The sequence below is a fragment of the Nostoc sp. genome (assembly GCF_036917315.1).
Lineage (GTDB): Bacteria > Cyanobacteriota > Cyanobacteriia > Cyanobacteriales > Nostocaceae > Nostoc.
This window is the reverse complement of the sequence record NZ_JBALDR010000013.1, coordinates 1-25,691: the sequence shown is the minus strand read 5'-3', so window position 1 is coordinate 25,691 and position 25,691 is coordinate 1. Positions and strand designations below refer to the sequence as shown.

At 39.8% G+C, this 25,691-nt stretch carries 24 protein-coding genes; 5 read left to right on the top strand and 19 right to left on the bottom strand.

The genetic code is table 11. The annotated features are described in order from the left end of the window. Window positions 1–20: 20 nt before the first annotated feature. Together V7K84_RS06475 and V7K84_RS06470 are read right to left on the bottom strand one after the other, a co-directional pair. The gene (locus tag V7K84_RS06475; RefSeq protein ID WP_334836995.1) at window positions 21–854 is read right to left on the bottom strand and encodes a hypothetical protein; all 834 of its coding nucleotides are present in this window, start codon (window positions 852–854) and stop codon (window positions 21–23) included. Beyond that, on the bottom strand, window positions 851–2,230 hold the full coding sequence (locus tag V7K84_RS06470) for a GNAT family N-acetyltransferase (RefSeq protein ID WP_334836994.1): 1,380 nt from the start codon (window positions 2,228–2,230) through the stop codon (window positions 851–853). The genes V7K84_RS06475 and V7K84_RS06470 overlap by 4 nt, the downstream gene beginning before the upstream one ends. 679 nt (window positions 2,231–2,909) lie before the next feature. On the opposite strand from V7K84_RS06470, the gene V7K84_RS06465 reads away from it, so the two are divergent. Then, window positions 2,910–3,173 (top strand): helix-turn-helix domain-containing protein, encoded by a 264-nt coding sequence (locus V7K84_RS06465; RefSeq protein ID WP_334836993.1) that lies wholly within the window; start codon window positions 2,910–2,912, stop codon window positions 3,171–3,173. A 129-nt stretch (window positions 3,174–3,302) separates the two neighbouring features. Beyond that, window positions 3,303–3,605: a hypothetical protein gene (locus V7K84_RS06460; protein WP_334836992.1), complete on the top strand. Its 303-nt coding sequence runs from the start codon at window positions 3,303–3,305 to the stop codon at window positions 3,603–3,605. A 103-nt stretch (window positions 3,606–3,708) separates the two neighbouring features. Here the strand turns inward: V7K84_RS06460 and V7K84_RS06455 are convergent, their stop codons facing one another. Further along, on the bottom strand, window positions 3,709–5,610 hold the full coding sequence (locus V7K84_RS06455; protein ID WP_334836991.1) for a TnsD family transposase: 1,902 nt from the start codon (window positions 5,608–5,610) through the stop codon (window positions 3,709–3,711). Window positions 5,611–5,889: 279 nt separating this feature from the next. On the opposite strand from V7K84_RS06455, the gene V7K84_RS06450 reads away from it, so the two are divergent. Then, window positions 5,890–6,129, top strand: coding sequence for a hypothetical protein (locus V7K84_RS06450; RefSeq protein ID WP_292736648.1), 240 nt, complete (start codon window positions 5,890–5,892; stop codon window positions 6,127–6,129). Next, entirely contained in the window at window positions 6,126–6,272 is a 147-nt protein-coding gene (locus V7K84_RS06445) for a hypothetical protein (protein ID WP_334836990.1), read from the top strand. Before V7K84_RS06450 ends, V7K84_RS06445 begins: the two co-directional genes overlap by 4 nt. 566 nt (window positions 6,273–6,838) lie before the next feature. On the opposite strand, the gene cas5 is transcribed toward V7K84_RS06445, so the two are convergent. The 11 genes from cas5 to V7K84_RS06390 form a co-directional block, all read right to left on the bottom strand. Continuing rightward, window positions 6,839–7,465 carry a type I-MYXAN CRISPR-associated protein Cas5/Cmx5/DevS gene (gene cas5 / locus V7K84_RS06440; protein ID WP_334836989.1) on the bottom strand — a complete coding sequence of 209 codons (627 nt, stop codon included), beginning with the start codon at window positions 7,463–7,465 and terminating at the stop codon, window positions 6,839–6,841. Window position 7,466: 1 nt separating this feature from the next. Further along, complete coding sequence (locus V7K84_RS06435) at window positions 7,467–8,441, bottom strand: DevR family CRISPR-associated autoregulator (RefSeq protein WP_334836988.1); 975 nt, start codon at window positions 8,439–8,441, stop codon at window positions 7,467–7,469. A 56-nt stretch (window positions 8,442–8,497) separates the two neighbouring features. After that, window positions 8,498–10,033, bottom strand: a complete 1,536-nt coding sequence (cas8a1, locus tag V7K84_RS06430) for a type I-MYXAN CRISPR-associated Cas8a1/Cmx1 (protein ID WP_334836987.1) — start codon at window positions 10,031–10,033, stop codon at window positions 8,498–8,500. A 61-nt stretch (window positions 10,034–10,094) separates the two neighbouring features. Beyond that, complete coding sequence (cas6, locus tag V7K84_RS06425) at window positions 10,095–10,826, bottom strand: type I-MYXAN CRISPR-associated protein Cas6/Cmx6 (protein WP_334836986.1); 732 nt, start codon at window positions 10,824–10,826, stop codon at window positions 10,095–10,097. A gap of 140 nt (window positions 10,827–10,966) precedes the next feature. Then, window positions 10,967–11,914, bottom strand: coding sequence for a TnsD family Tn7-like transposition protein (locus V7K84_RS06420; RefSeq protein WP_334836985.1), 948 nt, complete (start codon window positions 11,912–11,914; stop codon window positions 10,967–10,969). A 4-nt stretch (window positions 11,915–11,918) separates the two neighbouring features. Then, a complete protein-coding gene (locus tag V7K84_RS06415) occupies window positions 11,919–13,586 on the bottom strand; it encodes an ATP-binding protein (protein WP_334836984.1) in 1,668 nt (555 codons plus the stop codon). Then, a complete protein-coding gene (locus V7K84_RS06410; protein ID WP_334836983.1) occupies window positions 13,570–15,801 on the bottom strand; it encodes a DNA-binding protein in 2,232 nt (743 codons plus the stop codon). The genes V7K84_RS06415 and V7K84_RS06410 overlap by 17 nt, the downstream gene beginning before the upstream one ends. Before the next feature lie 21 nt (window positions 15,802–15,822). Further along, entirely contained in the window at window positions 15,823–16,467 is a 645-nt protein-coding gene (locus V7K84_RS06405) for a TnsA endonuclease C-terminal domain-containing protein (RefSeq protein ID WP_334836982.1), read from the bottom strand. A 328-nt stretch (window positions 16,468–16,795) separates the two neighbouring features. After that, entirely contained in the window at window positions 16,796–18,676 is a 1,881-nt protein-coding gene (gene glmS, locus V7K84_RS06400; RefSeq protein ID WP_334836981.1) for a glutamine--fructose-6-phosphate transaminase (isomerizing), read from the bottom strand. A gap of 406 nt (window positions 18,677–19,082) precedes the next feature. After that, window positions 19,083–19,328 carry a photosystem I iron-sulfur center protein PsaC gene (gene psaC / locus V7K84_RS06395; RefSeq protein ID WP_015175986.1) on the bottom strand — a complete coding sequence of 82 codons (246 nt, stop codon included), beginning with the start codon at window positions 19,326–19,328 and terminating at the stop codon, window positions 19,083–19,085. Window positions 19,329–19,795: 467 nt separating this feature from the next. Next, window positions 19,796–20,032, bottom strand: a complete 237-nt coding sequence (locus V7K84_RS06390) for a hypothetical protein (protein ID WP_334836980.1) — start codon at window positions 20,030–20,032, stop codon at window positions 19,796–19,798. A gap of 209 nt (window positions 20,033–20,241) precedes the next feature. Here V7K84_RS06390 and V7K84_RS06385 point away from each other — a divergent pair, with 209 nt between their 5' ends. Then, complete coding sequence (locus V7K84_RS06385) at window positions 20,242–20,610, top strand: Dethiobiotin synthetase (RefSeq protein ID WP_094351640.1); 369 nt, start codon at window positions 20,242–20,244, stop codon at window positions 20,608–20,610. Window positions 20,611–20,758: 148 nt separating this feature from the next. Here V7K84_RS06385 and V7K84_RS06380 read toward each other — a convergent pair whose 3' ends face one another. The 5 genes from V7K84_RS06380 to V7K84_RS06360 form a co-directional block, all read right to left on the bottom strand. Next, entirely contained in the window at window positions 20,759–21,370 is a 612-nt protein-coding gene (locus V7K84_RS06380) for a hypothetical protein (RefSeq protein ID WP_334836979.1), read from the bottom strand. Between the two features lie 243 nt (window positions 21,371–21,613). After that, window positions 21,614–22,831 (bottom strand): ABC transporter permease, encoded by a 1,218-nt coding sequence (locus tag V7K84_RS06375; protein ID WP_334836978.1) that lies wholly within the window; start codon window positions 22,829–22,831, stop codon window positions 21,614–21,616. A 15-nt stretch (window positions 22,832–22,846) separates the two neighbouring features. Next, the gene (locus V7K84_RS06370; RefSeq protein WP_334836977.1) at window positions 22,847–24,316 is read right to left on the bottom strand and encodes an efflux RND transporter periplasmic adaptor subunit; all 1,470 of its coding nucleotides are present in this window, start codon (window positions 24,314–24,316) and stop codon (window positions 22,847–22,849) included. A 396-nt stretch (window positions 24,317–24,712) separates the two neighbouring features. Continuing rightward, the gene (locus V7K84_RS06365; RefSeq protein WP_334836976.1) at window positions 24,713–25,354 is read right to left on the bottom strand and encodes a Uma2 family endonuclease; all 642 of its coding nucleotides are present in this window, start codon (window positions 25,352–25,354) and stop codon (window positions 24,713–24,715) included. 88 nt (window positions 25,355–25,442) lie between these two features. Next, the coding region (locus V7K84_RS06360; RefSeq protein WP_334836975.1) for a hypothetical protein at window positions 25,443–25,691 on the bottom strand (249 nt) is incomplete at its 5' end.

Sequence of the window (25,691 nt, the reverse complement as noted above, 5' to 3'; positions counted from 1 at the left end):
TTTGAAGGGAATATAAATTTTTAAATTAATTGAGTCCACTCTGGGGATTTAGTTAACATAATCCACTGTCCATAGCCCCCTTCATACCCACAGTCAAAGAACCCTCCTTGGTCATAATCATAGGTGCATTTTGCATTATCTAGAGTGCCGTCTAACCCACTCGGATCTAGCAAAAGCATTTGACAGATAGCGTCTTTAATGTCTTCGCGTAAGAAAATCTTAGTTCCATAGGTTCGTTGCCGTTGTTTGTAAATCGCGTCTACCGCCATTAGAAAAATAGGAGCAGCGCAGAAGTAGCGACGACTGAAGTATTCGGATTTTCCTTCTGATTTAATTACACAGGGTGATAGAGAATGTAACCAGTTCAAGACACCAGTGACACTGCTATCACTGAATGCTATTTCACTGGCAGGAAGTTCAAAGTTCACAGCAGCTTTTTCAATCACTTCTCCCACTATGGACTTTTTTTCAGCAGGTGATAAAGTAACTTCTTTTCGCAACCACAGTTGTTGTACGACAGTTGCATAAGCCCAGGAGAACCTTTTATCAGGGTCGAAAAGATGTAGGTGATAAATTACCAAGTGTAAAAAATCGCCTAGTAAAGCTGGATTTGATTGTTGAATATCAGCCGCTACTTTCCCTAGTGGAGTTAAACCAGATGGATTCTTTTTGTCGAGAATAGAAAGGTTACGCAGAAAGGGAAAAACATTTTTTTGTAAAACAGTAGCTCCAAGTTGACAGAGAGCCGCTAACTGGTCAATATCTGTTTGTTGAATAGAAAAATTTTCCAGAATAACCGCCACTCTTGACAAAGTGGTGTTTTGCTGTAGGTGGAGAGTCAATCTTTTGTTCATAAATCACGCTCCAATGTATCCAACCAAGCGACTAGGTTGTGCATAATTCGATGATTTCGGCTAGTTCTTAATTGCTCAATACTTTCACAAAAATAACAGGAGTGGTGAGTATCTCTTTTGAGCTTTTCTACACCCGCTTTCGTGGTTTCAAAACTACGTCTCACTGTAATTTGAATTTGAGATTTATTAGGGAAAAAGATACTGCCAAAGCCTCCAGCTTTCCACCAAGTTGTGCTATCGAGAGTATCGGGAATTAAGTTATGTCTGCGGAGGCGATTATAGCTGTTTGGCCCGCCAATCCCAAAACAGTGAACGAGCATTCCATGTTCTCTAGCAATATCACAGACTTTTTTAAATAATGCCAAGCTCTCTTGAGAGATCATATTGACACTTCCGTTAGGGCCTGATGTTCCCCAAGAACCAAAGCCAATTCTGCGAATGCCAAGCCTTGCATAGGTTTCGATACAACGATTGATTTGCTTGATAGTACGTCCCTGTACGGGAGCGATCGCACGCTCTTGTACATAATTAGGCATTTTGCTATAAAATGCCTCGCAATGGTAGAGAGTGTCACGGACTTTGTACTCTACAATCTCATCATCATCTGTGCTTAAAGGTACAATGTCAGGCAATACATACCCATCTGCCCACTGATTTTCTTTATAAAATTTATCTAAAAAGGCAAGAAGTTCATCATAAGTTCGTTTACCTTGCTGTACTTGATAAGCACCACAATCTAACCAGACACTTTTAATGTTTTCTACATCTTTTTGTTGCTGCAAAAATTTTGTAGTAGATGGGGGGCAAGTGATAGGTGAATAAATAACGTAAGCAAAGGGATTACGTTCCAAATCATCGCCTGATTTCCATAGCTCAAAAAGGCGCTGCAATTGGGAACCGCCAGCACTAAAAGATGCAACAAATTGAGAACTTAATGGTGTCGCAGGCACTAATTTTTTGTGCCACACAACTAAACTGCGTTTTACTCCTGGTTCAATATTGACTCGACTAAAGCCCATTCGGCAATAAAAACCATTAGCTTCCAAATCTAATGGACATTTGAGGCGTAAAGTTTTTATACCGGATGTTCTGCTATATTCTTCCCATGCTCTAATTAGTTTAAAACCTACCCCTTGTCCGCGGTGAGATGGGGAAACAGAAAGATGGTATAAAGTGGATATCTTGTCACGCCTGTGATGAAAATGCAAGAAGCCATGAGACGTACATAAAATTTCCTTATGAGCTATTGCCTCAGCCAAAGTAGCTCTATTAACAAAACCTATCTCATGGCGATGGGCATCTGCGAGAGCCTTGACAAAAGGTAAGTCTTTTTCTGTTGCAAATGTCACTGTAGTTTCTAAGGATTTAATCTGCACGTACTCCACCCAAGAACCTTTTTTAACTCCATATATCAATAAAGCTTTTATAACTTAACATCTTTACATAACCACTTTGCCAAGTTAGCCTGCTTTACTATAGGACTCATGTTTGATTTTTGAAATATACGCAGGGTGTGAAAGCGTTGTGCTACGCACCGTCTGAAAGCTTTGGTGCATTACGGACTCCGACGTAACGCACCCTATTTATACTTAGCTTTTTTAAAATTTAATGGATCGCAATATTACAATATACTTTGGGTAATTTCAACCAAGTACCTAGGACTTTTGTTCAAATCATATCTCACCTAAACTATGAACCAATTGTCGTATTAGAAAGGCTACTCGCAAGTGTTTGGTATTGAAAGCATCTGGAAAAACATGATCAACTCCAACTGGATTTTCCCTGGTTCTCACAGTTGAGTTATCCTTAAGCCTAATAATCGGACTAGAACTCTTAAAATCTCGCTGATGTACGCGAGTTATTCCAACAAGGCTTTCTAATATCGAAATTATTGCCAAGGAGAACAGTAAGGGACTCCAGAAATTAAATCTATCCTGATGCGATCGCTTTCATCTTAATCTCCTCATTTTTTGTAAACTGTAGTAGCCCAAAATTCTGACGCTTGTTTACTACTGTAGCTATTATATGAGTGAGAAGGGTAAAAAAGAAACTAAAATGTATATTTATGTTGCAGATGTTGTATTCGTTGCTTGGAATAACGAGAAGGGTCAGCTTCTAAAGCGATTGCGCGGTAAAAAATCGCGGCAGAAACTAGCTGATGAAATTGCAGCCGCAGGAGGGGAATGCTCCCATCAGAACATCAAAAAACTAGAGTACGGTGAGTCAGAAAGTGTTTCTATTAAAGTATTAGAGGCTATTTGTGCTGCATTGGATATTTCTCTAAGCGACTTCCTTAGCACTCTTGAAGTAACTAATTAAAGTTTTAGATATTTTCTTGATTTTTAGCTACTTAAGTAACTAATATATTGATGAAAGCAAAAAGGCGATCGCCCTCCGTCCAAAGATTGCGATCGCCTTTTGTTAAACCCCATCAATGAGGTTACTCAGATGATTGTACAAGATGAGTTTGACAACCAAGCCTCGGCTCAAGCAGAGTTTGAGGAATATGTTGACCACTTAGCTGACGCAGTAGCGCCAGAAATTGAAATTGACTCAGTGCCAGATGATTTGGGAGAACTGTATCGAGTTTGGAACGGTTCCCAACTTCTGGGAACTTTTTACCAGAATCTTGAAGGCAAATGGATAGCGCAACCCTGTAATAGCGAGAAAAGACATTGCTGTGACACTTCTGATTCAGCGCTGCTTTTGATTATTGCTGTCAACGGCTTACTGGTCGCGGATGTAGCTTAGAACTCAATATTTATCTCATCACTTAGAGACGTGTTAAATCCACGTCTCTTTCTTGTTTGAAGCTTTTGATCAACAGAACTATGATCTAGAAAGTGTTATTAACTTAATTCGGTTGCTTGTAAAGCTCATTTTCTAGAGCTGCTTGTACTTTCTGTGAGCAATTTTCTCGTAGCGCAGCCAGTCTAATCACCTTCCAAGGCTGAATTTCTTCTCCGCAATCATCAAGTCGCTTAATTGCCCACTTAATACGTCGAATCTGAAAATCCTCTACAGTTTCTGTGACTGATTCTAAATAAACCTTAGTCAGTGGCATTTCTGCCAAATGTTTTTCGAGTAGTGCCAGTAAGCCAATACTTTTCCCTATCCTACAAATAGTGATTCTCGCGGGTTTTTCTGCGCTCAGAAGTGTTTGGACAGCAGTTTTTACCTTTTCGAGAACTTGCTTGTCTCTTTCTGCCCAGTCAACTTTACCGACGCAAGGCAGAGGCACTTTTAAAGAAGGCGAATTTTTGTTGAGCCACTCTTTGTCATTTCTGTATAGCCAAATATAGGCTCCCTTGCCTAATCCCCTCAAAGTAGTTTTTGAGGCTTCTGGGTACTGCTGTTGTAAAGCTTTCCAAACTTCCCTGTATTTGATTTTGTCATCACTGGCTAAATTTAGATTAGAGTCTAAAACTTCCTGTGAGTCTACCAGCTGATTTTTCTTAGAAGATTTCCAAAAAGTTTTTAGCTTAAGTATGGCAGTATAACGTTTTACTGTTCTGGAATCGACCTTGAGTTGTCTTGCTGTCTCTCGTAGACCTAACTTTTGGATTTCTACTAGTTCTTTTAGCTTCTGCTCCCAGAATTGACCGTATGTCAAGACTTTGCCAATTCGCTGCTTATCTTCATCAGTTTCATCAGGGCCAGTTCTGCAATAAACCATCCCACAGGAACAAGAAAAAGTACCTAACGGCTTTTTGTTATCCAAACAGTGAGTGACAACAAGATTAGTTATTACTGGCTTAAGATAATGGTCTATCGCAGCATTTAGACACAGCCAAGGCCCTTCACCAAAAGGTTTATACTGGTAATCCGTGTTGAAAAATTCCTCGATAGAATTCGTCAGGAATCTAATTACGAGTAGATGTCTGATGGGATGAAATGACTTTCTATGCTTCCTAACAATGCTGAATAGCCAGTTTTGTTCATTTTCGTAATTCACCATTGAGTTAACAGCCTCAAGCATTTCAGCACCATAAAAGAACAAGAAATTATCTAGTAGCCTCTTCTGGTTTACTCGCCCGGTTGCCGTTGCAAAATTTTTTTCAATCAATAAAGCTATATATTTTCTTTGAAACCACTCTAGTTCTTTAGAGAAAAGATTACTAGTTATCAACCATGAAATATCTTGAGCCAGCAGTCGCAACTTCTTTAAAGTCTCTTGACTGTAAGTCTGTTGTATCGGTACAACAGGACAGTTTTCTTGGTTTGTAGCATAGTATTCATGCCTGTTAAAACCTTGCATAAAAATTGTACTATCTTGCAAAGTGACACCATGAACTGGGCAAACTAGAACCCCTGGTGTTTGGTGTAATCTATGCCAGTAGGACTCCCCATAGTTTTGCAAATCTTCTTCCAAACATTTTGGGCAAAATCGCAGATACCTCTGCATCTTCAACGAACTCGCCATAATTCCGGTTCTGGTATGAATATCTCCTCCGAAATCTGCTTTCATAGACTCCATCACCTGACTGGCTCTTTTCGGCGGTAAAAAAACACTGTAGAAAGGATAGAGGGTATATTTATATATCAAATCTTCTACTTGATAATTCGAGATAAATTGTAGATTCTCAATCAACGAATTCAGGTTAGAAGGTAAGTCAACAGTAGCTATTACATCTTGAGAATTAAATAGCTCTCTTAGAGTTATTTTTGGACTTGTGTTACCACTCCTAATGTGGTAGCGAGCCAAGATACTGTATAAAATTTCATCTGGATAAAGGACTGGAAAAAAGCCAAGCATAGATTTTTTCTCATGTTGAAACCTGAAAAGAATATTTTTGTAATATTCCAGGGTGTTTCAAGTTTGTGGCGATCGCCTTCCACACCTTTCTCTGCACAGCAAACAAAACTATGAGGATTTTTGTCCTCTATCATCAAACTTTTAGGTATTACACAATGCCTATATTATCAATAATTCAGGTATTACACAATAACTAAATATGTTTGAGCAATTTATAGAATCTACCCGTAGTCCTTGCTGTTGACTATGATTTAGGAGGTGTGTAATAGCTGGGTACTAATGGGAAAGAAAGGGCAGAAAGGACAAAAAGACGTACCAGAGATGTACGACGAGGTGAAGAAAAGGGTTAACCTAGCCCTTACCCCCACTGGTATTGAAGGATTAGATGCGATCGCCTCCAATTTTGATATAAGCAGGTCAGAGCTTGTAGAGAGAATTGGCAGACGACTGATTTGCCTAGATATAAATTCCTTTACTGAGGAGGAGATGGAAGCTATAAAAAAGCACTGGCTGAATTGATTGCTATTTACAGCGATCAGTTGAACGATCAGGGTTTGTTTACTGGTCTTGGTGCAGTTGAGGGCGATCGCAAATTGCAACTACAGAAGCAGATTGAGCAATGGGAACAAATCCGCACAAAAATCTCGCATGAAGAGGGTTGAGGGAAGTTTTTGAAGCATAAACTATGGCAACGAGAAGCAGGATCTTGTTTAACGTCTGACGACATCTAATGTTAAAGAACTTCTCCGAATTGATCTTGCAGATATACGTCGTAGCTCTGCTCAACGTCTGACGACATCTAATGTTAAAGAACTGGCTACCGTCAAATTTCCCAACCAATTCAACTTTTCTGCTCAACGTCTGACGACATCTAATGTTAAAGAACAGTCACTAGGGTTGTGATTTAAATGGGCAACTGTCTGCTCAACGTCTGACGACATCTAATGTTAAAGAACAGCGATGGCTAAATATCTTAATCCATCAAGTCTTCTAGATAATCTTACAAGCACCTGTCATTATGAGGCACTAAATTTGCAAAATTTAATGGGCTAGGCTAGCTTAACAACACCCAGAAGGCTTATTGTTGGAACTTTCTGAGGAATTGCAAGCATCCTGAATCATAATGAAAATGCTGAATTGCTGATTCAGCAAAGAATACCGACTTTTTATCTCTTTATGTCGGCTCAACAAGCAGATATCCTTGTCAAAATTTAAATATCCTCCTTTTTTAACTAGTTTGAATTGTAGTCCATGATAAATCCGGTGGTTGCCATACTTGGGACTCTTGAAGCTCATAACACTGCCAGCGTGTTCTCTTAGACCCAACATGGTCAACCCAGTAGGGTAAGGTTAGCGAACCATCTTCATCTGTAACTAACCACCATAAAGACTCACCATGATACTTCTCAGGTAAAAGGGTAACAGTATTGACTAGATCCCGACTTTCACCTAAACACAGTCCACCAAATCGATTAATAGAAGGTGGGTTCGCAAATGCCTGCTGCAAAAGTTCTGGCAAAGTAGGCTTTGCTTTGTCTGTTTTCACCCAAACTACAAACTCAACGTTTGTGAGCAACTCTTGGTAATCAGGTTTAGCATTCTTAGGGTGGTGGATATCTTTCGTTTTGAACCTACGAAAAGTCCGAATTACAATAGATTTTTCTGGTTTAGACAAGAGCGCGATCGCTAATTGAGTTCCACAATGCTTATAACGATCTGTCTCACCAATCAGAGAAAGTAACATCCCGTACACCGTAGAAGGTGGTGGCACTGGATACGTTTCAGCGTATTCTCTAGCACGGGATTGACGAAAACAAGCAATAGGTACTTCAACTTTCAAAGCAATTGTCGTCACGTTAGTCGCTCCCTGATGACAACTGCAAATCTTCAGCAATGACCTGTTTTAATGCTTTGACTGCCGACTTCACTCCAGGAAACACATTTGCTCCCAAATCTTCTAAACCCTGAGAAATTAAGCCTCCAATCCATAATTCTTTGGGGTCAATATCTCCTACTTCTACCTGTCGCACTAAGTTTGATACTGACATATTTCCCAGTTCGTCTTGCTCAAAGCAATATAGAAAGCGAGGAGAAAAATCATGTGTCCACCGCAGTACAATACTTTCAGGGGAGAAATCATACAAAAAACGGGCATGATTTCCCGCCACTTCACCAATCGAAATCAAACCATCTAGAACAGGATGGATGCGAGATTTATCTTTGAGGCTATCGGGTGTCAATGCAAAACCATATTGATAACGAGTAGCATGGATCTCTGTGGCATAAAGAGAATTTCGTCCTTTTACTCCACTAACAGCATTGAAGGTAATGTCTCCCGTAAATGGTATCATTGATACTGCACGGGTAACTTCTAATACACCTCGTCTAGCAGTTATTTTTCCTTTAGGCTTTTGCTTTCCCTTACGTGGAGAAGTTTGCTTATCCTTACCCTTAGAACTTTTTTTGTTATCATCTTGAGATGCTTCCTCGGCAGCGCCTCCAGACTCATCTGACGCTTCCACTTTTGCTGCTTCAGCCTGCATAAATCCCAAAATATCATCATCAATAAAGCGAATATCATCAAAGTTGGGGTCTTGCAAAACATGAGCTGCTACTGGTTGAGCATTCTCATACCAATGTCGATTCACTGGATAGCCAACATTTTGCCAGTAGTACCTTAATGCCCAACGAATCGCCTCAGATGAAATGGTAGTATGAACTTCACCTTTCCAATTCAATTTTTGTAAAGGAGTTATATTACCTTCATTTTCCCCACGATTATTAGCTGCGGTTCCATAGCTAGTCAAAATATTACCGAATAAATGAAACATTTCAAATTGCCTATTAAATTCATATTTTGTGTTTTATTAAGCAAAAAGATGTGTAATTATTCACTATTAGAATCAGAAATTTCCAATATTTGTTTCTCAACCATATTGCTTTTTGGATAACTAGCAAGAGCAATAAAAGTTAAATCTCTGGCAACTTTCCAATCCATTATCCCAGAAGTTAATGGCAGTAACTCTTCCCAATGTTTTTCTAGAATGGAAAGTTGACCTGCTCTTCCCCAAAACTCCGCAATGAATTTCCTAAAGTTTTCAGCATTTGTACAACGTCCTAGTTGCGATAAAATACGTGTGTTTTCTCGTTCAATTTGAGCATATTGACCTTCATTTGCTCGCCCATAAATTTTAGCGTATATTTTCTTCAATGCCTCATGACAAGCTTTAATAAATAGCTTTTGACTTTCTAAATTCCATTCAGAGTTTTGAATCATCTTATAAACTCCATCATTAGTAATGAGTTTCAATAAACTTTCATGTTTAAAAATTTTATATAAATTAGCCCACCAAGGAAAGTCTTTTACTAAGTTATTGGCAATTGTTCCCCTAAACAGATTGCAAATGATAAAATTTTTATTTTTATACTTAACAATTTGGTACTCTGGAAAAGAAATCCGACTAAGCTTATAGATAAAATCTATTATTTCAGTCGCTTCTACCACTGCTATTTCTATGCGAGTTTTTTGCTGCTTTGACCAAACTACCGTTCCAAATAATATTACTTGGCATCGTTTTACTTGATCGGGTATAGCCAATTCCATAATGGTTTCGTAAGTAAGGTATCTTAATGCAGCATCTCCTAAGCTAGATACATTGAAATACTTGTAATCTAAGTTTCCCAAATTCCAGTATTTCTGGGCATAAATTTCTAAGTCAACCACTTCAGGTATAACTAGGGCATATTGTGTATGTTCCAGTTTGGTATGCGATCGCAAAACAAAGTAGTGGCAAGCAACAGGAGCATATAAAAGAGCAAAAGCCAATTGTGGTTTCTCTTCAAACTTAGTTTTTTTTGTAAAAGCAACATGACGAACTACAGACCCCGGATATAGCCACCCTGCTACACCAATTGATTGTCCAAATAATTGGCCTTGTTTATCACAGAGTTGTTTGGCAAAATCTTGATGAGCATAGGAAACTGCTTTCTTATACTCGACATCGATTTCTATACCATCAACTATTAATGACCAGGATTTACCCCCGTCAAATTTAAAAACCTGGTTATGTTGGAGAAACGTTCCTGTTATTCCCAAGTGAATATTAATTTGGGTTTCAATATTCATTGAATGCGTATTTAAGCCTGTCAGCGAAATTAGACCTTCTTCATTAATCTGAAAAGATTGCTTTAGCAGCCAGTCTAAAACTACGAAATCCTGCCCTTGCCATTCAAGGCTAATACTGCGAGGAGTCAGCAACCAAGTTAAATTACCAGGTCGTTCCGCAGGTATTGGGTATAGTTTTTCTAGTTGCTTGAGCGTCATCCACAGCCCTGCTATGCCAGCACGATGTATCCAAGTTATGCTTGGATCGCCCAAATTTAACTGAATTTTGGGGTTGACAACACTAGCTACTAGGGACATCTTATTTATTTCTGGGAAATACTCTCAAACCTATATTGGGGTATTGGGGCCAAAACCAGCTTTAACTTGCGTTTCCCTTTCTCTTCACAGGCACAAAAATGCCACAGCCCATCTTGTGCTTTCCCCCAATGCCATATCTCAGCAATGTTAGCGAATCTTCATCGCTGAGATTAATGATTTCTAACCCAAAACCCACAACCGTAAAGCGCTTGATTTTAATAGTTCTACGTTTTGGGCTACCATCAGTATTTTTGGTAATAAAGGCTTTTCCCTGAATATCCAGTTGTTCTAACTGACGCTGTGCTGCTGCTAAAAATGACTCCGGTTCTTGATAACGCTGGATAATCACTATACGCGATCGCAATCTCTCAGCAGGCTCAAGCAAATAAATTTCAGGAATCCCCAAGCGAATTTTATGCTTGCCAATTTTCAGCGACTTACCTGCTAACGGATAGATTAGACTTATTTTGTCCACAGGTAGGCGAATATGAAGCCTAGAATTATCAGTCAGATGAATCTGACCATCCTCGCTGGGAATACCTGCAATAGTGTGAATACCCAATGTATCTATGTCGTGAACTTGGGATTGAAAATGAGCGATCGCAGAATACAACCCATAACCGTGATCCACAGGTATAGTCTGACCAATGATGCTAAAACGTAATTCAACCCAGGGTAACTTAGGCGTTAAAGTTTCTTTTGGGTAGATTTTGGTTAAAGTTTCTGTTATGGGGGTTTGGGTAGGTAAGCTAAAATAGCTACTCATCTCTTTCACCATATCTTGTTGAACCAAACACACAAAATCTTAGGCTACTCATTCTTATTACCTTAGAATACCTGATAGTTTTATATATAAGTTTTTATTAAGCGAAATTAACAATAATAATATTTTGTAATAAAAATGGTTTTAACTATAAACCTGCCAACTAATATTTACCTAAAAAAATTTTCTAGAGAGTTAGCTAGAAAATTTATAATTAGAATATGTATGATTCGGTCAATGACTGGGTTTATATCACAGGCTAGCAGGCAATTAGAAAAATATTTATCGGGATTTTTAATACAATTTTGATTAATAGTTTCAAAAAAGTCTTGTCCATAAAAGTTAAAGATAGATTTAGAAAAATCTTTCTCTTTAAATATAAATTTACTACCTGGAAAAAGTGTGATTAATTTTTTATTAACTAAATAATGCTTATATTGGCTGCGAAGCCAAGCTAAACCTTTAAAATCCATATTATTACTAATTAGCCACTCAACTTCCCTGGCTAACACTATTAAGTTTCGTAAAGTTCCTTCTGTATAATTTATTGTGTCCGTATTGAGAATACAATTATCTGGACTTGCAGCATGATAGTGTGTGTTTCGCGTTTCGACAATAACTGAGCTATCATATAGAGCTGAATTATGAACAGAGCAAACCATTACACCAGGAATTTGGTGAAACCGATGCCAGTAACCTTCTCCAAATTTTTGCGTATCTTCTTCCATACATATAGGACAAAACTTGAGAAACTTTTTTGCTCTATCGGTAGAATTAAAAGCTACTTTAGCCATCTCTAAGATAGAGCCATTTAGTTTTTTCTTCATTGACTCTCTTACTACCCAAGCTTCCTGTGGAATTAGAAAAGTCGCATAAAAAGGGTATAAACTATGATTTTGAATTATATTTTCTACAGTCTGCTTTGAACGCAAGGGTAAGTTATTAACTAGATAATTTAAGTTACTAGGTAAAATAACTCTACATATTTGTTGAGAATAATATCCAAATAGCTCTATTTCTGTTTGCCTGAAGCTTGTGTTACCACTCCTGATATGATACCGAGCTAAACCACTATACAAAAGCTCATCAGGATAAAGTTGTGGAAAAAAACTGAGCATAAGCCTACTCAATATTGATAAAGTCTTGAAGTGGATTTTTAATTATATCTGCTGCTTTTAAGTCTTGATAAGCAGGAATTTTTTTATTCTTGGCATTTTCGACAATTTGCCGAATATCATTACTCTGATATTTTGGCTTTGTTTTGCGTATGTTCGTCTTTGCAGTGCCTTTCTTAACTGGCTCGCCTTGCAAAGCAGAAATATATGCTTCTTTTACCAACGAAGGAATATCTGCATTATCTTCATTAATTGCAAGAACTTTTTCAGCACACTCTTTAGCTACAGAAGGCTCTACATCTAACTTCACAAGTTCAACAATAATATGACGTAGCTTTACTGATTGATTTCCCCTGTTTTGCTGCTTACGTGCTAATCTGCGAACTTCTTCTAAGTCCCTAGATTCAAGCTCAGACAAACACTTGTTTTTGTATTCTATAGCATCAATGGGAGCAATATCTTTGTATTTAATCATCCAATCCTGATCTCCTGACCTTATAGCATCCAGCATTGGTTTGACTAAATATAGTCCGTCTTTCGCTGATTGGTGAATTAGGTCAACAGTAATTTTCTCATCACCTCCGAGCGAAATTGCCCTCCATTGAATCATTTTATAGAGCTTGATAGCAATATCAATAATTCCTTGACACTCGTAGTAGAAAGCTTCGTTAATTTCATCAGAAAAATCAACAGGAGTTTTTGTCCACTGATACTCCCATATTCCCGTGAGGAAGAAATCCCAGTCATCATCTTGAAGCATTCTCTCCCAAATGACACTTCCTTGCCCTGTTCCTCTTCTAGCATTCCGAAAATTACCTTGTAAAATTGGAAAAGCCTCGTTTGTTCCCACTCGAATTACTGGAACTCCGATAGTGTTATCCATTTTGACTAAAAAATTTAATAAATCATCTCTATTCCTTCTTGCGTTCACCAAATTTTGCATTTCATCTATAACCAAAACTCCTAAGTGATGGGTATGAGCAATTTGGGCAACTTGAGCTAACATATAGTCTTCTGAATTACCTCTAGAACCAAATTTCTTGAAGTAGCTAGTTCCAAGAAGCCTGTCAACAGCAAGAAAAATATCAGTACACAAACCTTTCAAAGAGCGGGGACAATCAACTTTCAGCCAAACAATTTGGAAAGTAGTATATTCTGGATGAAGAATGACCTGCGGGTATAAAGACAAAATATTCAGCAGATTAGTTGACTTGCCCATTCCTGATGGACCAATCAGTGTCAGCCCTGATGCAGAGGTAGGAACATAAACATAATTTTCCAATGTTTTACCGCCGCCATCTTTTATAGCATCATAGATTTGCCTTGACCTACGTGTATATTCTGGCTTCAAAATATTTCGAGCTATATAGCCTTGCATAATTAACACAGCAATTACCTTCTGTAGCTCGATTGTCTTGTTCTGTGGATCAAAATATCTCGATAATCGTTCAATGCAATGAAATCTATACTGTGGCTCTAGCTCCGTCTCTACAGAATCATAATCAGGCACTTCTGTCACTCTTTCAACAAACTCATCTCTTGAAAGGATAGGAGGTAATGCCTGAACTAGGGGATTAATATTATATTCAGCTAACTTATGGTCACTATATTTAGCAATAGCAGCCCAATCACCATTTGGAATTTCAACCCATTCACGCTCATTCTTTCCGTCCACGTTTACGCTCCAGTCGTTTCTGCTTAAGAATATCAAGATGATTAGGTCGCAACGATTTGGGTGGTTTTAAGCTTTCATTGTTCGTCTCTACAGCTTCCGTGCTAGTTGGAGTTTCTGTTTTTGCTAGCTCAAATCCCTCATTTTCACGTCGTTTAGCCTTTTCAAAAGCCCTATTTTCTCTAATACCAGCAACTTTTTTGCTCTTACTTAATGGTTCATCCTGAGCCGCCTCAGTCATGTTTTCTGCTTTACTAACTATATGTTCTATATCTGCTATTAAATCAACTTTTTCTTGTAGTGTTTTGCCTTGAGCTTTCTGCTGTTGTAATTCTTCGTAAGCAAGCATATACTCAATATCATAAAAGTTTTTGTTAATGTATCTACCTTCTGGGTCAATAAGATAACACTTTTCAAAATTTCTACCATCCTCTAATGGGAGGTAAATAAAATTAGGGTTCCTAATATCATAGGAAACTATTAACGATTTCTCTGATTTAGAGAGCATATTGCTTCTAGCTTTTTCAAACCATTGTTCCTTTTGTGCTTGATCGCAGCTATAGTACATATCCTTGCCTCTGAGTTTAATGCCTTTAGCAGTGATGGTGGCTTTTTCAGTTGGCATTAGATTTAATTTGACAATATCTTCAGGAAAGCTTCTAAGTCTACCAGAGCGATTAGCGATACCCCACTTCCATAACTCTCTAGGGATAGGAGGTACATCATCAGCAATCATCGCTTCATCCCTCTCATATTCATTAAGAGGTTTATTATTATGGAAAATAATTAAACGAATAATAATTTCAGCAAATTGGTCTATATCGAGTTTACTATCTAGTCGATAATCTCTTGCGCCTCTTTGTCTAAAATCTGTATCCACATAACCAGGTAAGAAAGGCTTTACATACTCATGAATAATACGAAAGTGCCTTTCGACTAAACCCTTCCAATCTGCTCGGTAAGAAGCTGCATTTTCGATACGAACATAAAGATTAGGGATTAATGGCTCTACAGCCATTCCTGCCAATTCTCCCCTGTCTCCTAAAATTGCATCTGGCATTTGATTACAAGACCATTGTTCTTCAGCAATATCAATGTTATATTCCTGACAAAGCATGACTTTATCTGCGGCTACATTAGTTAAAGCCATCATTGCTCCTATCCAAGATGGCCCCTCTAAACCGACATAAAAACCCGTTATCATTCGACTAAAAACATCAATAATTACGTATATAACTGGTCTGCCAATTATCCAGTTACGATTGTATTTAGAAACTAAATATACATCTCCGACTGTAGCATCAATTTGATATCGAGAACCGGGGCCAATAGTTTCCATCTTAGAGGTTCCCAAAATAGCTCTGTTTTCCAGAGCAAATTTCTTCGCTCCTATTCGAGATGTCAAAGTTTTTGTTACATCATATTGCTCAATTTGATACCAATATTTGAATTGGGTAATTGTAGGTATTTTCTCAGTCGGAGTTAGAATAGATTTTCTAACACCATTATCGTCATATCTGATTCCTTCTTTATAAAACTCCTTTACCATTAACTCGTAGGCAGTTGTGAAATAGTTTTCCTTTGGATTATTGTAAAATCTGCTAATAGCTATTCTAAAGATTTTCCTATCCTCTTCCGTGACATTGACCCCTTCACCTATTTCTGGATCGTATGAATATTTTTTAGGTCTTCCTCTCTTTTTGCTTGAATCCCCTCTAATTTTACCCTTACCTGATGAATTGATAAAATCAGGTATCAAAGCATTTTTGGTTTTCCCCCTTTGCCAAAATCGTCTCATGTATCCATAAACAGTTTTTTCTACTAATTTATCTTTTTCTCTTCCTTCGTTATACTTTTTAATAACTTGCTTTACCAGAGAACCTCGAATATTCCTATAATATATTGAAGGTTCCTGCACAACTAAAGATGAAATTATTTCCCAAGCTTTATCTCTATACTCTTTATCTCTATCTGTTAAATTTTCCTCACGAATTATTCTTGCCCAAGGGTCTTGTTTCTGCTTAAATGCAAGACCTTCAGACATAGCTTCTAAAATTTCAGATACTTTCTTCGGTTCTGGCAAACCTTTTTTAGAATTAATATCAAGAACAAAGGCAATAACATAACCTTCGTCGATCCAAATAATTCTTTCGATCAGTTGACTATTTCCATCTGATTCCCACTCGATAAGGTCATTGATAAATAAATCTTCATGCATCTTACGTATCAAATAATATTTCTAAAATATAATTTTTTCGATAACTTTGCTGGAAGGACAAGCAGATATTTTTGTCTCCAACATATTTATAATGATTTTTTTTGCGGCAATTAAATGCTTAAACATGTAAAGTGATGTACCAGACTTGATATTCATTTCTTTATCTAGAGCGGTAGTTACTCTATTTATTGCCGTATCGTGTTCCTGAAGCTTGGATTTTAAAATAGTTCCTAGCTCATGCAATTGGGGAATATCCATTTCAGAATTTGCTTCTAAATTATAGGCAGAATGAATCCACTCAACATTTTCCGCTAATAGCCTTGGAATTTCATTTTCTGTAACAATTCCCCAGTCTATGCTTTTTGCTAAGTAGTACCGCCTCTCTAATTCCAATTTTTCAATTACTCGCTTTTTCTCTAGCTCTGTTGATTGCTTAACTGTTCGGGCAATCTGAACCTGCTTTCCATTCTGATTTACTGTAAGCATGAAATCAGTTGTTAAGACATAAGGAGTACCACTTTGTAGGTCTACAGGATACTTTATACCCATCTCCGTAGCAATACTCATCGCTAGGTCAAGGTCGTCTAAAGGGAATTGCTCTCTTGTATCTGTGACGACATCTGACCACTCAAATAAATAAAATAATCGTTTTTCTTGGTCTGACAAGAAATGATGTACTCGGTTGCTTTTCCAGCCAGGAGTCCTAGACGACCGACCTTTCGAGGGAAAATCTTGGATTGTAATCCAGGGCTTATAGTCTTTACCACTCCCCCGCCCACGACCTTCTTTTCTATAGCGCTCAAATTTGGCTTGCGTCCATTCTCCTCTGCCTCTAACCATAAAAATAACCCCTGAGAGCGATCGCATATCTTCTTAATACAAGCGTACTCTGTAAAGGGTTATTGTTTAACCGAATTATTAATTGTTTAGCCGAGTTATTAATTGTTCAACCGAATTATTCCTCCACACAATTAATTTTGCGTATAAAATTATACTATTCCACGGTAACACTTTTAGCAAGGTTACGAGGCTGATCGACATCTAAACCTCGACGGGCAGCGATGTGATAAGCCAATAATTGCAGGGGAACTACTGTCAGAATCGGAGAAAGCAATTCTTCTACATGAGAGACGGGAAGAAGATCGTTAAAGATTTCCGCAGCTTCGCCATCGTTGACGGGAGTCACGCCAATTAAGCGAGAATCTCTGGCTTTGGCTTCCTGGGCATTAGAAATAACTTTTTCGTACACACTACCAGGGATTGCGATCGCAACTACTGGTACTTTCGCATCTAAAAGTGCGATCGGGCCGTGTTTCATTTCTCCAGCTGGATACCCTTCGGCGTGAATATAGCTGATTTCTTTTAATTTCAACGCCCCTTCTAAAGCAATGGGGAAGTTAATTCCTCTTCCTATAAAAATGAAATCTTGGGTTTCGGCGAATTCGTGGGCTAACTGTTCGGTTAAACGTTCCTGACTTTCTAAAGTTGCCTCAATTTCTTTGGGAATCTGCCGCAACCCATTAATAATTTGATCTAATGTATCTTTTGAAACTGTCTGACGACGAGCCGCTAAATCCAATGCCAAAGCATAAAACGCCATCAGTTGAGCGGTAAAAGTTTTCGTCGCTGCTACCCCAATTTCAATTCCCGCTAGGGTACTAATAATATGCGGCACCAGATGACCAAGGCTGCTTTCTGGGCGATTGGTAATGCCCAGTAGTCGCGCTTGATATTTAGCTTCTTTCCCTTGGCGACGTTCTTTTTCCATCGTCAAAGCTGCTAGAGTATCGGCTGTTTCACCTGATTGGGTAACACCAACGATTAATGTGTTAGCCGTCACGGGTGATGGTGCATAACGATACTCAGAAGCATAATGTACTTGAGTTGAAATTCCTGCTAATTGTTCGAGTAAATATTTTCCGATTAATGCTGCGTGCCAACTGGTACCACAGGCGAGGATCTGGATTTGTTCTAAATCAGTGTATAAATCCGCAGGTAAACCAAGATTGATTGGCGATTCGGTAGATTCGGTTGGATTAAAGTAAGCGTCTAAACTAGCTCTTACTACTCCTGGTTGCTCATGGATTTCTTTGAGCATGAAGTGTTTGAATCCCTGCTTTTCAACCATTGCCGGATTGAAGTTGAGCAGTCGGGGTTGTTTTTTCAGTCTGTCGCCAGCAAAATTGTAAATCTCAGCGCCCAAAGGTGTGAGGCGGGCAATTTCGCCATTTTCCAGAGGTAGTACGGCACGGGTGTAGGCAACGATCGCTGGCGTGTCAGAGGCACAAAATAACTCCCCTTGCCCAAAACCAATTACCAAGGGTGCTTGTTGGCGAACAACAATCAATTCATCGGGGTAGTCAGCAGAAATAACTGCGATCGCAAATGCCCCTTTTAGGTGGTTAACAGCTTGGCGAATTGCTTCTAGGAAGGGAGATGAGGAAGATGAGGGAGGAAGATTCTTTAAAAATTCGGCTATTAAATGGGGAATTACTTCTGTATCGGTTTCAGAAAGAAATATGTGTCCTTTGGCTTTGAGTTCTTCGCGTAACTCGCGGTAGTTTTCAATAATGCCATTTTGCACCACCGCGACTCGTTTTGCTGTATCCAAATGGGGATGGGCATTATACTCTTCTGGTTTACCATGAGTTGCCCAGCGTGTATGACCAATACCAATTTGGGCAGGAGTTTCTATTTGTTCCAGTTTAGAACGCAGGTTATGGAGTTTTCCCTTTGCCCGCACACAATTTACCTCACCTTCCCAAACAGTGGCGATTCCAGCCGAATCGTAGCCCCTGTACTCTAGTTTCTCCAGTCCAGCTAGTAAAATGTCTGTCGCCGCTTGAGTGCCTATATATCCAACAATTCCGCACATTCTTCACGCCACTTTTTTTTCAGGATGATTAAATCCAGTATAGTAGGTAGCATAAAGTGGACGTTTTGCAAAGAAAAAAGGGAGTAAAATACTCCCTCTACCACTAGGTATTGTTATAGATTTTAGGTTTTTTTACAGCGGATTCCCCGTCAGCTTTTGACCTGACGGTACAAATACGGCTTCTAGGATTTAGATACCCAGAGATTATATCCCCAATCTAAAATTGCGATTTTGTAAGGCGGGCAATGTCCACTTTACGATCGTAAAGGTGCTTGCTATTGAGACACTTAAAAGTCTTGAGTGCCGAGTTCCGAGTTCCGAGTGAAGAACCAAAAAATTGTATTTCTGATTTACTTCTTTTTATCTCGGCACTCAGCACTCAGCACTCCGATCAGCACTCAGCTTTTTAGTAAGCTAGACCCATACTGCGAGTTGTTTCAGCGCCCAGGTAAACCCGGATGCTCAAAAAGTCGGTGGGACAAGCGGTTTCGCAACGCTTACAGCCCACGCAGTCTTCTGTACGGGGTGAAGAGGCAATTTGAGCAGCTTTACAGCCATCCCAAGGAACCATCTCAAGTACATCAGTAGGGCAAGCGCGGACGCATTGGGTGCAGCCAATGCAGGTATCGTAGATTTTTACGGAATGAGACATTGAATAAACGGCTCCTTTCGAGTGTTCTTCTCTGCGAAAGAATCATAATCAACGCATAGTCTACCGCAGTGGTTGATAGGCCGTAATCAAAAGGCTACATAACTTCAAACAATGTAATAAGCACCCTTAAAATTTGTTTTTGCGAGATTGTCCCTATTGACTGATAATTAGCAACATCATCAGAGCGTATTTACCACAGTGATATACCATAATGGGGTTGAATCGTAAAGATAGATGAAACAAAATTAAAAGGGATTTGCGATCGCCACATCCCCGTGTAAACGAAAACAGTTTGGCAATCTAAATTACGCAAAAACTTGTTTTTATTACTGAATAAAACTGCTTTTGCAATGTAAATGATTAATTTAGAGACTGCGATGCCTACGGCGGGCTGCGCCTACGCTCACTAATAACTTGTATATTTAATTTCTTAGGGCTGGCAATTTCATAATGTTTATTCGTACATATCAAAGGATTTCAGAAATTGCAAATTCATCATTTATAGTAGAAATTTGTGTTTGAATATTTGGCAGTGTAGCGGTTATTTGCAGTTGTTCATCTAAATTTTTAGTATCAGTAAATTTATCTTTTACATACTCACTTTCTCGGATTTGCCGAACAATACTTTCTAACAGCCAAAGTTGTTCTTCTACAGACAAGGCAAGGATAGAGCGTTCAATTTCTAGTAAATTCGGTGAGATCATTTTACTTTTGATTCCTAGTAAGGTGTATTTTTCAAAGATATTATATTCAGTCTATCTGGTTAACCTAGAGCATCGCCAATTCCTCATCATTTTCCCCACGCCTATCATTTCACAAATCATCAGAGATTGCTATAAATAACTAGAAAGCTATTTTATGACTTTTTAATTAAGTATTACTGCTGAAGCAAAATGTGCGCTAAACTGACTACATGAATTACGAAACAGCTAGGAAACTCCTCATAGATCAGACAATCACAACCGAGGAAAACCCAGATGCACTGTTAACGCGTATGAAACAGGGCAAACCGCCGGTACCCGGTCAGATCACTTCGATTTTGTTGGCATTGAAAGTGGTGTTTGAAGCCCTCAAAGATGCAAAGAGCCTAGACCGAGAACTGGCTTTGGCCCTTTATCAATTAAGCATTAAGGCGCAACAGCTATTTGGTGCAGGACGTAAAGCCGGGGTTGATTGGCCACCACTACTCAAAGAAGATTTACTACGAATTTCCTTAGCAGCTGAAAGTATTTTTTCGGGTATATGGCAAACCTTAGCTCCGATGGAGTTGGGGAAGAGATGAGGGAGCAGGGGAGCAGGGGAGCAGGGGAGCAGGGGAGCAGGGGAGCAGGGGAGCAGGGGAGCAGGGGAGCAGGGGGATAAGGAAAATAATTCCTTACTTCACTTTTAACTCAGAACTCAGAACTCAGCACTCAGCACTCAGATGCCTATTAACGAATTTGCAGTTCATTTTCTAACTTGTCTAGATCGGTTTTGAGCAAAACCGTCATTTGACCGGTAAAAGCTTTGCCATTCTTGGGTTGGGCAACTTCCACCCAATATACATAGCGATCGCCTACTCGTAATTCTCCCTTTAAGGCTTCCCGAATCGGAGTTTTGGCCAGACGCGCGGAATTAACTACCTTCTGGTTGGGATATTGATACACGACTTGGGCGCGATCGTAGTCTTGATAAATCTCCAAGCCATAAATTACCCGCAGGGATTCTTGGAGACGCGTAAATGTCATGCCGTTAATAGCATCATACATAGTAATGCGCTCAGTCCGAATTGTGCCGCGGTCTTTGGAAAACTCCACTCTACCAGGAGGCAATACCGAGGCTTGAAAAGTAAATCTTTGGGCAGCAGTATCAGTCTTTTGCACAAATAATTTCTCCCCTCTCCTGGGGCGGAGTGTCGGATGTGCTTTAATCCAAGTGCCTACCTCTTCTGTACTTTGTCCTGGTAAAGCATTGGCTTGGGAATCAAAAAGCGTTCCAACGCAGAGCCAGGGCACTAGAGAAAAAGGTAAAATTAAACAGTTAAGTAGAGATTTTTTGAGCATTTTGCTGTTCAGGATTTTTATAGAAATTTCCCCATGTGGGATTAACCATAGTCTTCCCGTTTTTCAGCAAAATTACTTCAGTGGATTGTAGCGATCGCGCATCGAAGCCTTTATGGATCGCTCAACTATAGGACTCATATCAATACTGTTCGGTTAAGGTAAGAGACGCGATGAATCGCCGTCTCTACAAAACGACTGATTATTGTAGAGACGGCGATTTATCGCGTCTTTGTGATGATTTATCTAAGCACTTCTCAAAGCCACAATCGGGTCGAGTTTAGCAGCTCGACGTGCAGGAACAACGCCAAAGAATAAACCAATAGCCCCAGAGACACCAACTGCCATAGTAATCGCTACAGGAGAAAGACTCGCCTCCAAAGGAGTCAAGGCTCCCACTAATAGGATGCCACTGATACCAACCGCAGTCCCAACTAAGCCGCCGGCTGCGGAAACAATCACTGCTTCAATGATGAACTGTAGCAAAATATCTTGCTCAGTTGCCCCGATCGCTTTTCGCAATCCGATTTCTTGGGTGCGTTCGGTGACGGAGACTAGCATAATATTCATGATGCCAATGCCACCGACAAACAGAGATATACCTGCGATCGCAGCTAGCATAATTGTCAATGCACCTGTAATTTGACCGACAGTTTGCAAAGCATCTTTCTGAGTGCGAAGAGTAAAGTCATCTTCACCATTAATTTTGTGTCTTAGACGCAGCAAATTAGTAATTTGAAATTCTGCTGCATCCACGCTATCGGAATCACGAGCGGCAGCAACGAGATAATCTAAGGCAATACCATAAGGAGAATTTTTGCCCACCAGTCGGTTTGCTGATGTGGTGATTGGGATTAAGGCAGCATCATCATAATCTGCTCCCACGCTGGAACCTTTAGCTGTTAACGTTCCAATCACTTGAAAGCTGGTATTTCCAACTCGCAATTGCTGTCCTACAGGGTTACTATTACCGAATAGTTTTTCTGCCAAGTCTCCACCTAGCACCACCACTTGGTTACTTCGCTTGATGTCTATTTCAGAGAAAAACCTGCCTTTATCAGTTTCAAAATCCCGCACAGATAGAAAACTCGGAGTTGTGCCAATAATATTGACATCGGTATTTCTGTTGCGGTATGTAATTACCTGTCTTCTATTTAACTCTGGTGCAACTCCTACTACTGTCGGTACTTGAGAGGCGATCGCATCCGCATCTTGCAACACCAGAGTTTTTGGCACTTCAAAGGAGATCCGCTGAGTTTCTCGATTACCTGGCAGTACAAATAGCACATTTGGCCCTAATGACTGCAACTGTTTATTCACATACTTCTGCCCACCTTCGCCAATGCCAATCATGGCAATCACCGAAGCGTTGCCAATAACTATACCCAACATCGTGAGGGCGCTACGCAGTTTATTTGACAGCAGGGTTTTCCCCGCCATGTTCATGCTTTCGAGGAAATTCATATCTTAAATTACAAATTACGAATTATTTTGTTCTTTAGCCTTTTCGATTTTGTAGTCTTTGGGTGGGTTAACAAAAATGCGATCGCCTTCTTTAACTCCCCCTAAAATCTGAGTTTGGTCTTGAATTTGTGCCCCAACTGTAACTTCGCGGAACTGGGGTTTATTCTTTGCATCTGGTACGAGTACGCCAGTTTTACCCTTTTCGGTGACGATTGACACCGTTGGTAATACCAAGGCATTATTAACGCGATCGCCTAAAAAAGTCAGATCCACATTTAAGCCAGAACGCAGTTTATCTATGCCAGTATCGAGAGCAACCCGCACCTGGAAGGATGTCACACCTTGTTCTACCACGGCTTCGGGAGCAATCAGGCGTACATGACCTTTAAAAACTCGATCGGGATAGGCATCGGCGACAATTTCCACCTGCTGTCCCTGTTTTATTCTGCCAAGATCGGCTTCGGGAACTTGAGCTAATATTTCTAAACCGCGTGCTACGGCGACAATTGAACTGGAAGTTGCCGACGCACTAGTAGAAGCAGAAGTTGTGGGTGTGACGAACGCGCCTGGTTCGGCATACTTTTGGGTAACAATTCCCGACAGAGGAGCGCGAATAATAGTATCTTCCAACTGTACTTGTACGCCCTTTAACTGAGCCTCAGCGGATGCAACAGCGGCTTGACGCTGAACAATTTCTTCAGAACGGGTTCCATCTTCTAACAGTACCAATGCTGCCCGTGCTTCGTTAACAGCAGCTTGGCGTTGGTCAATTTCCTCACTCCGAGTCCCACTTTGGACTAAAGAAAATCGTTTTTTTGCTTCTTCTAAATTGGCTCTAGCACTTTTGTCGTCGCTGATGGCTTGATCGAGTAATTGTTTTTTCTCTGCTCCTTCTTTATATAGATATTCGTAACGCTTTACCTGTTCGTTGGTGTAATTCACCCTTGCTTGAGCCGCATCTACTTGAGATTGAGATTGAGCAATCTCTTGGGGACGATTACCAGCTTTAGCTGCGGCTAATTGAGCTTGAGATTGTGCTAATCGCGCCTTAGCTTGAGTGATTTCTTGAGGACGACTACCAGCGAGGGCTTGGGCTAGCTGTGCTTGACTTTGGGCTAAGTTGGCACGATACTGGCTCCTTTGAGCCTCAATACCGGCGCTATCCATGCGGGCGAGAATTTGCCCTTGTTGAATGCGATCGCCTTGTTCGACATATAATCGCGACAGCACTCCAGGGTTCTTCGGACTAATATTTACGCTCTGAACTGGTACGACTTTGCCACTAGCTGTAATCCGCAAGGTGACGGTTTGGGCTGCAACTGGCACAGTTAGTTGAGCAATATCTTCTTTATTTGTCCCTTGATTTACTAAAGTGTAAGTTGTTATAGTACCCACAACCAAAGCACTCCCCGCCATTAGCCCTATCAGCCAGCGCAATGGATACTTAACTTTGCCAATAACTGGAATTTCTATGTGCGTAGCCATATTATAGAAGCCTGTAAATCTTGCGGTATAAGAATATTTTTTAGTTAGAGGACAAGTGGAGAATACGGAGTTGTTAAAGCTTTGGGATTAAATTTTTATGAGTCAATTAACAACTAGACGCATAATAAGCTTCACAGTTGCTTAATCTTCCTTCATACTAGGCATTAGTATTTCTGTATGTCTTCACCTGAAAGGGTGACTTTAGCCACAGCATATTAGTGCAATTCTGAACTATTTGTGAGAAACAAGATCCCCGACTTTTTTGAGAAGGTGGGAATCTACGGCGGGCAATTCTCACAAATCAGATAGGATTGCTATAGTGCGATCGCGCTTTAGTTGCTCTGTATCCTTTGCTTTTTCCCTACTCCCCATTCTCTACCGCAAAGCAGTTTGTAATTATTGCTGAAATTGGGTTAACAACCAAGCACCAACTTGACTTTGATTTATTTGACGAGTTCGGCGTAATGCATCGTTTAATAAAGAAATAGCTAATCCTGGTAATACCTGAGATTCTGTAATCCGCCTACTACCTTGGTTTTCAATAGCAAAAGCCATAACTTGGACATTCTGGACATTTAAAATCCAGTATTCTTTCACTCCTAAATCTTCGTATAAAAGTCGTTTTTCACCTTGATCGTCAGCAAGTGAGGTATTAGCCACTTCAATAACTAAATCTGGTGCTGGATAGATATCTAACCTGATGATAGAAGTACCGTAGGGAATGACATCAGCATTTTCACCAATATAGTAAGACACATCAGGTTGAGCTTCCTTGAAGCCTGTTTTCCGATATGTACAATTAGTTAAGCCTTTGGCAGGGATGCCTTTGATTGTGCAAAAAAGGTTAACAGCAAAGGCAATAATTGTGTTGTCGCAGGCGTGGTCATGGCCGAGTGCGTAGATTTCAATCCTCATCTGTCCATTGTGGTAGTAGCCCTTGGCTTTTTCGTAGTCAGGATTTTCAATTATTTGGATATATTCATCCCAAGTTGCTGTTATCCAGGTATCGCTTGCTAGTTGGGTCTGTAATTCGCTCATAATATTGCGAAAGAGGAACTTTAACAACCATCATACAAGTTTCATTTTCCAGCACTGAGCTGACAGCAAAGCTTTAACTGCATCCTTGCTAACAATTTTCGTAGGGTGTGTTACGCCGGAGGCTAACGCACCGATGGTCTACTTTTACAAAACCAGTCTTTAAGGCGGATTCATCCAGTTCAAAGGTGGATAAACGGAGTTCTGAGGTGGATTCATCCAGTTCAAAGGTGGATGAATGGAGTTCTGAGGTGGATTCATCCAGTTCAAAGGTGGATGAACGAGTATCTGAGGTGGATTCATCCAGTTCAAAGGTGGATGAACGAGTATCTGAGGTGGA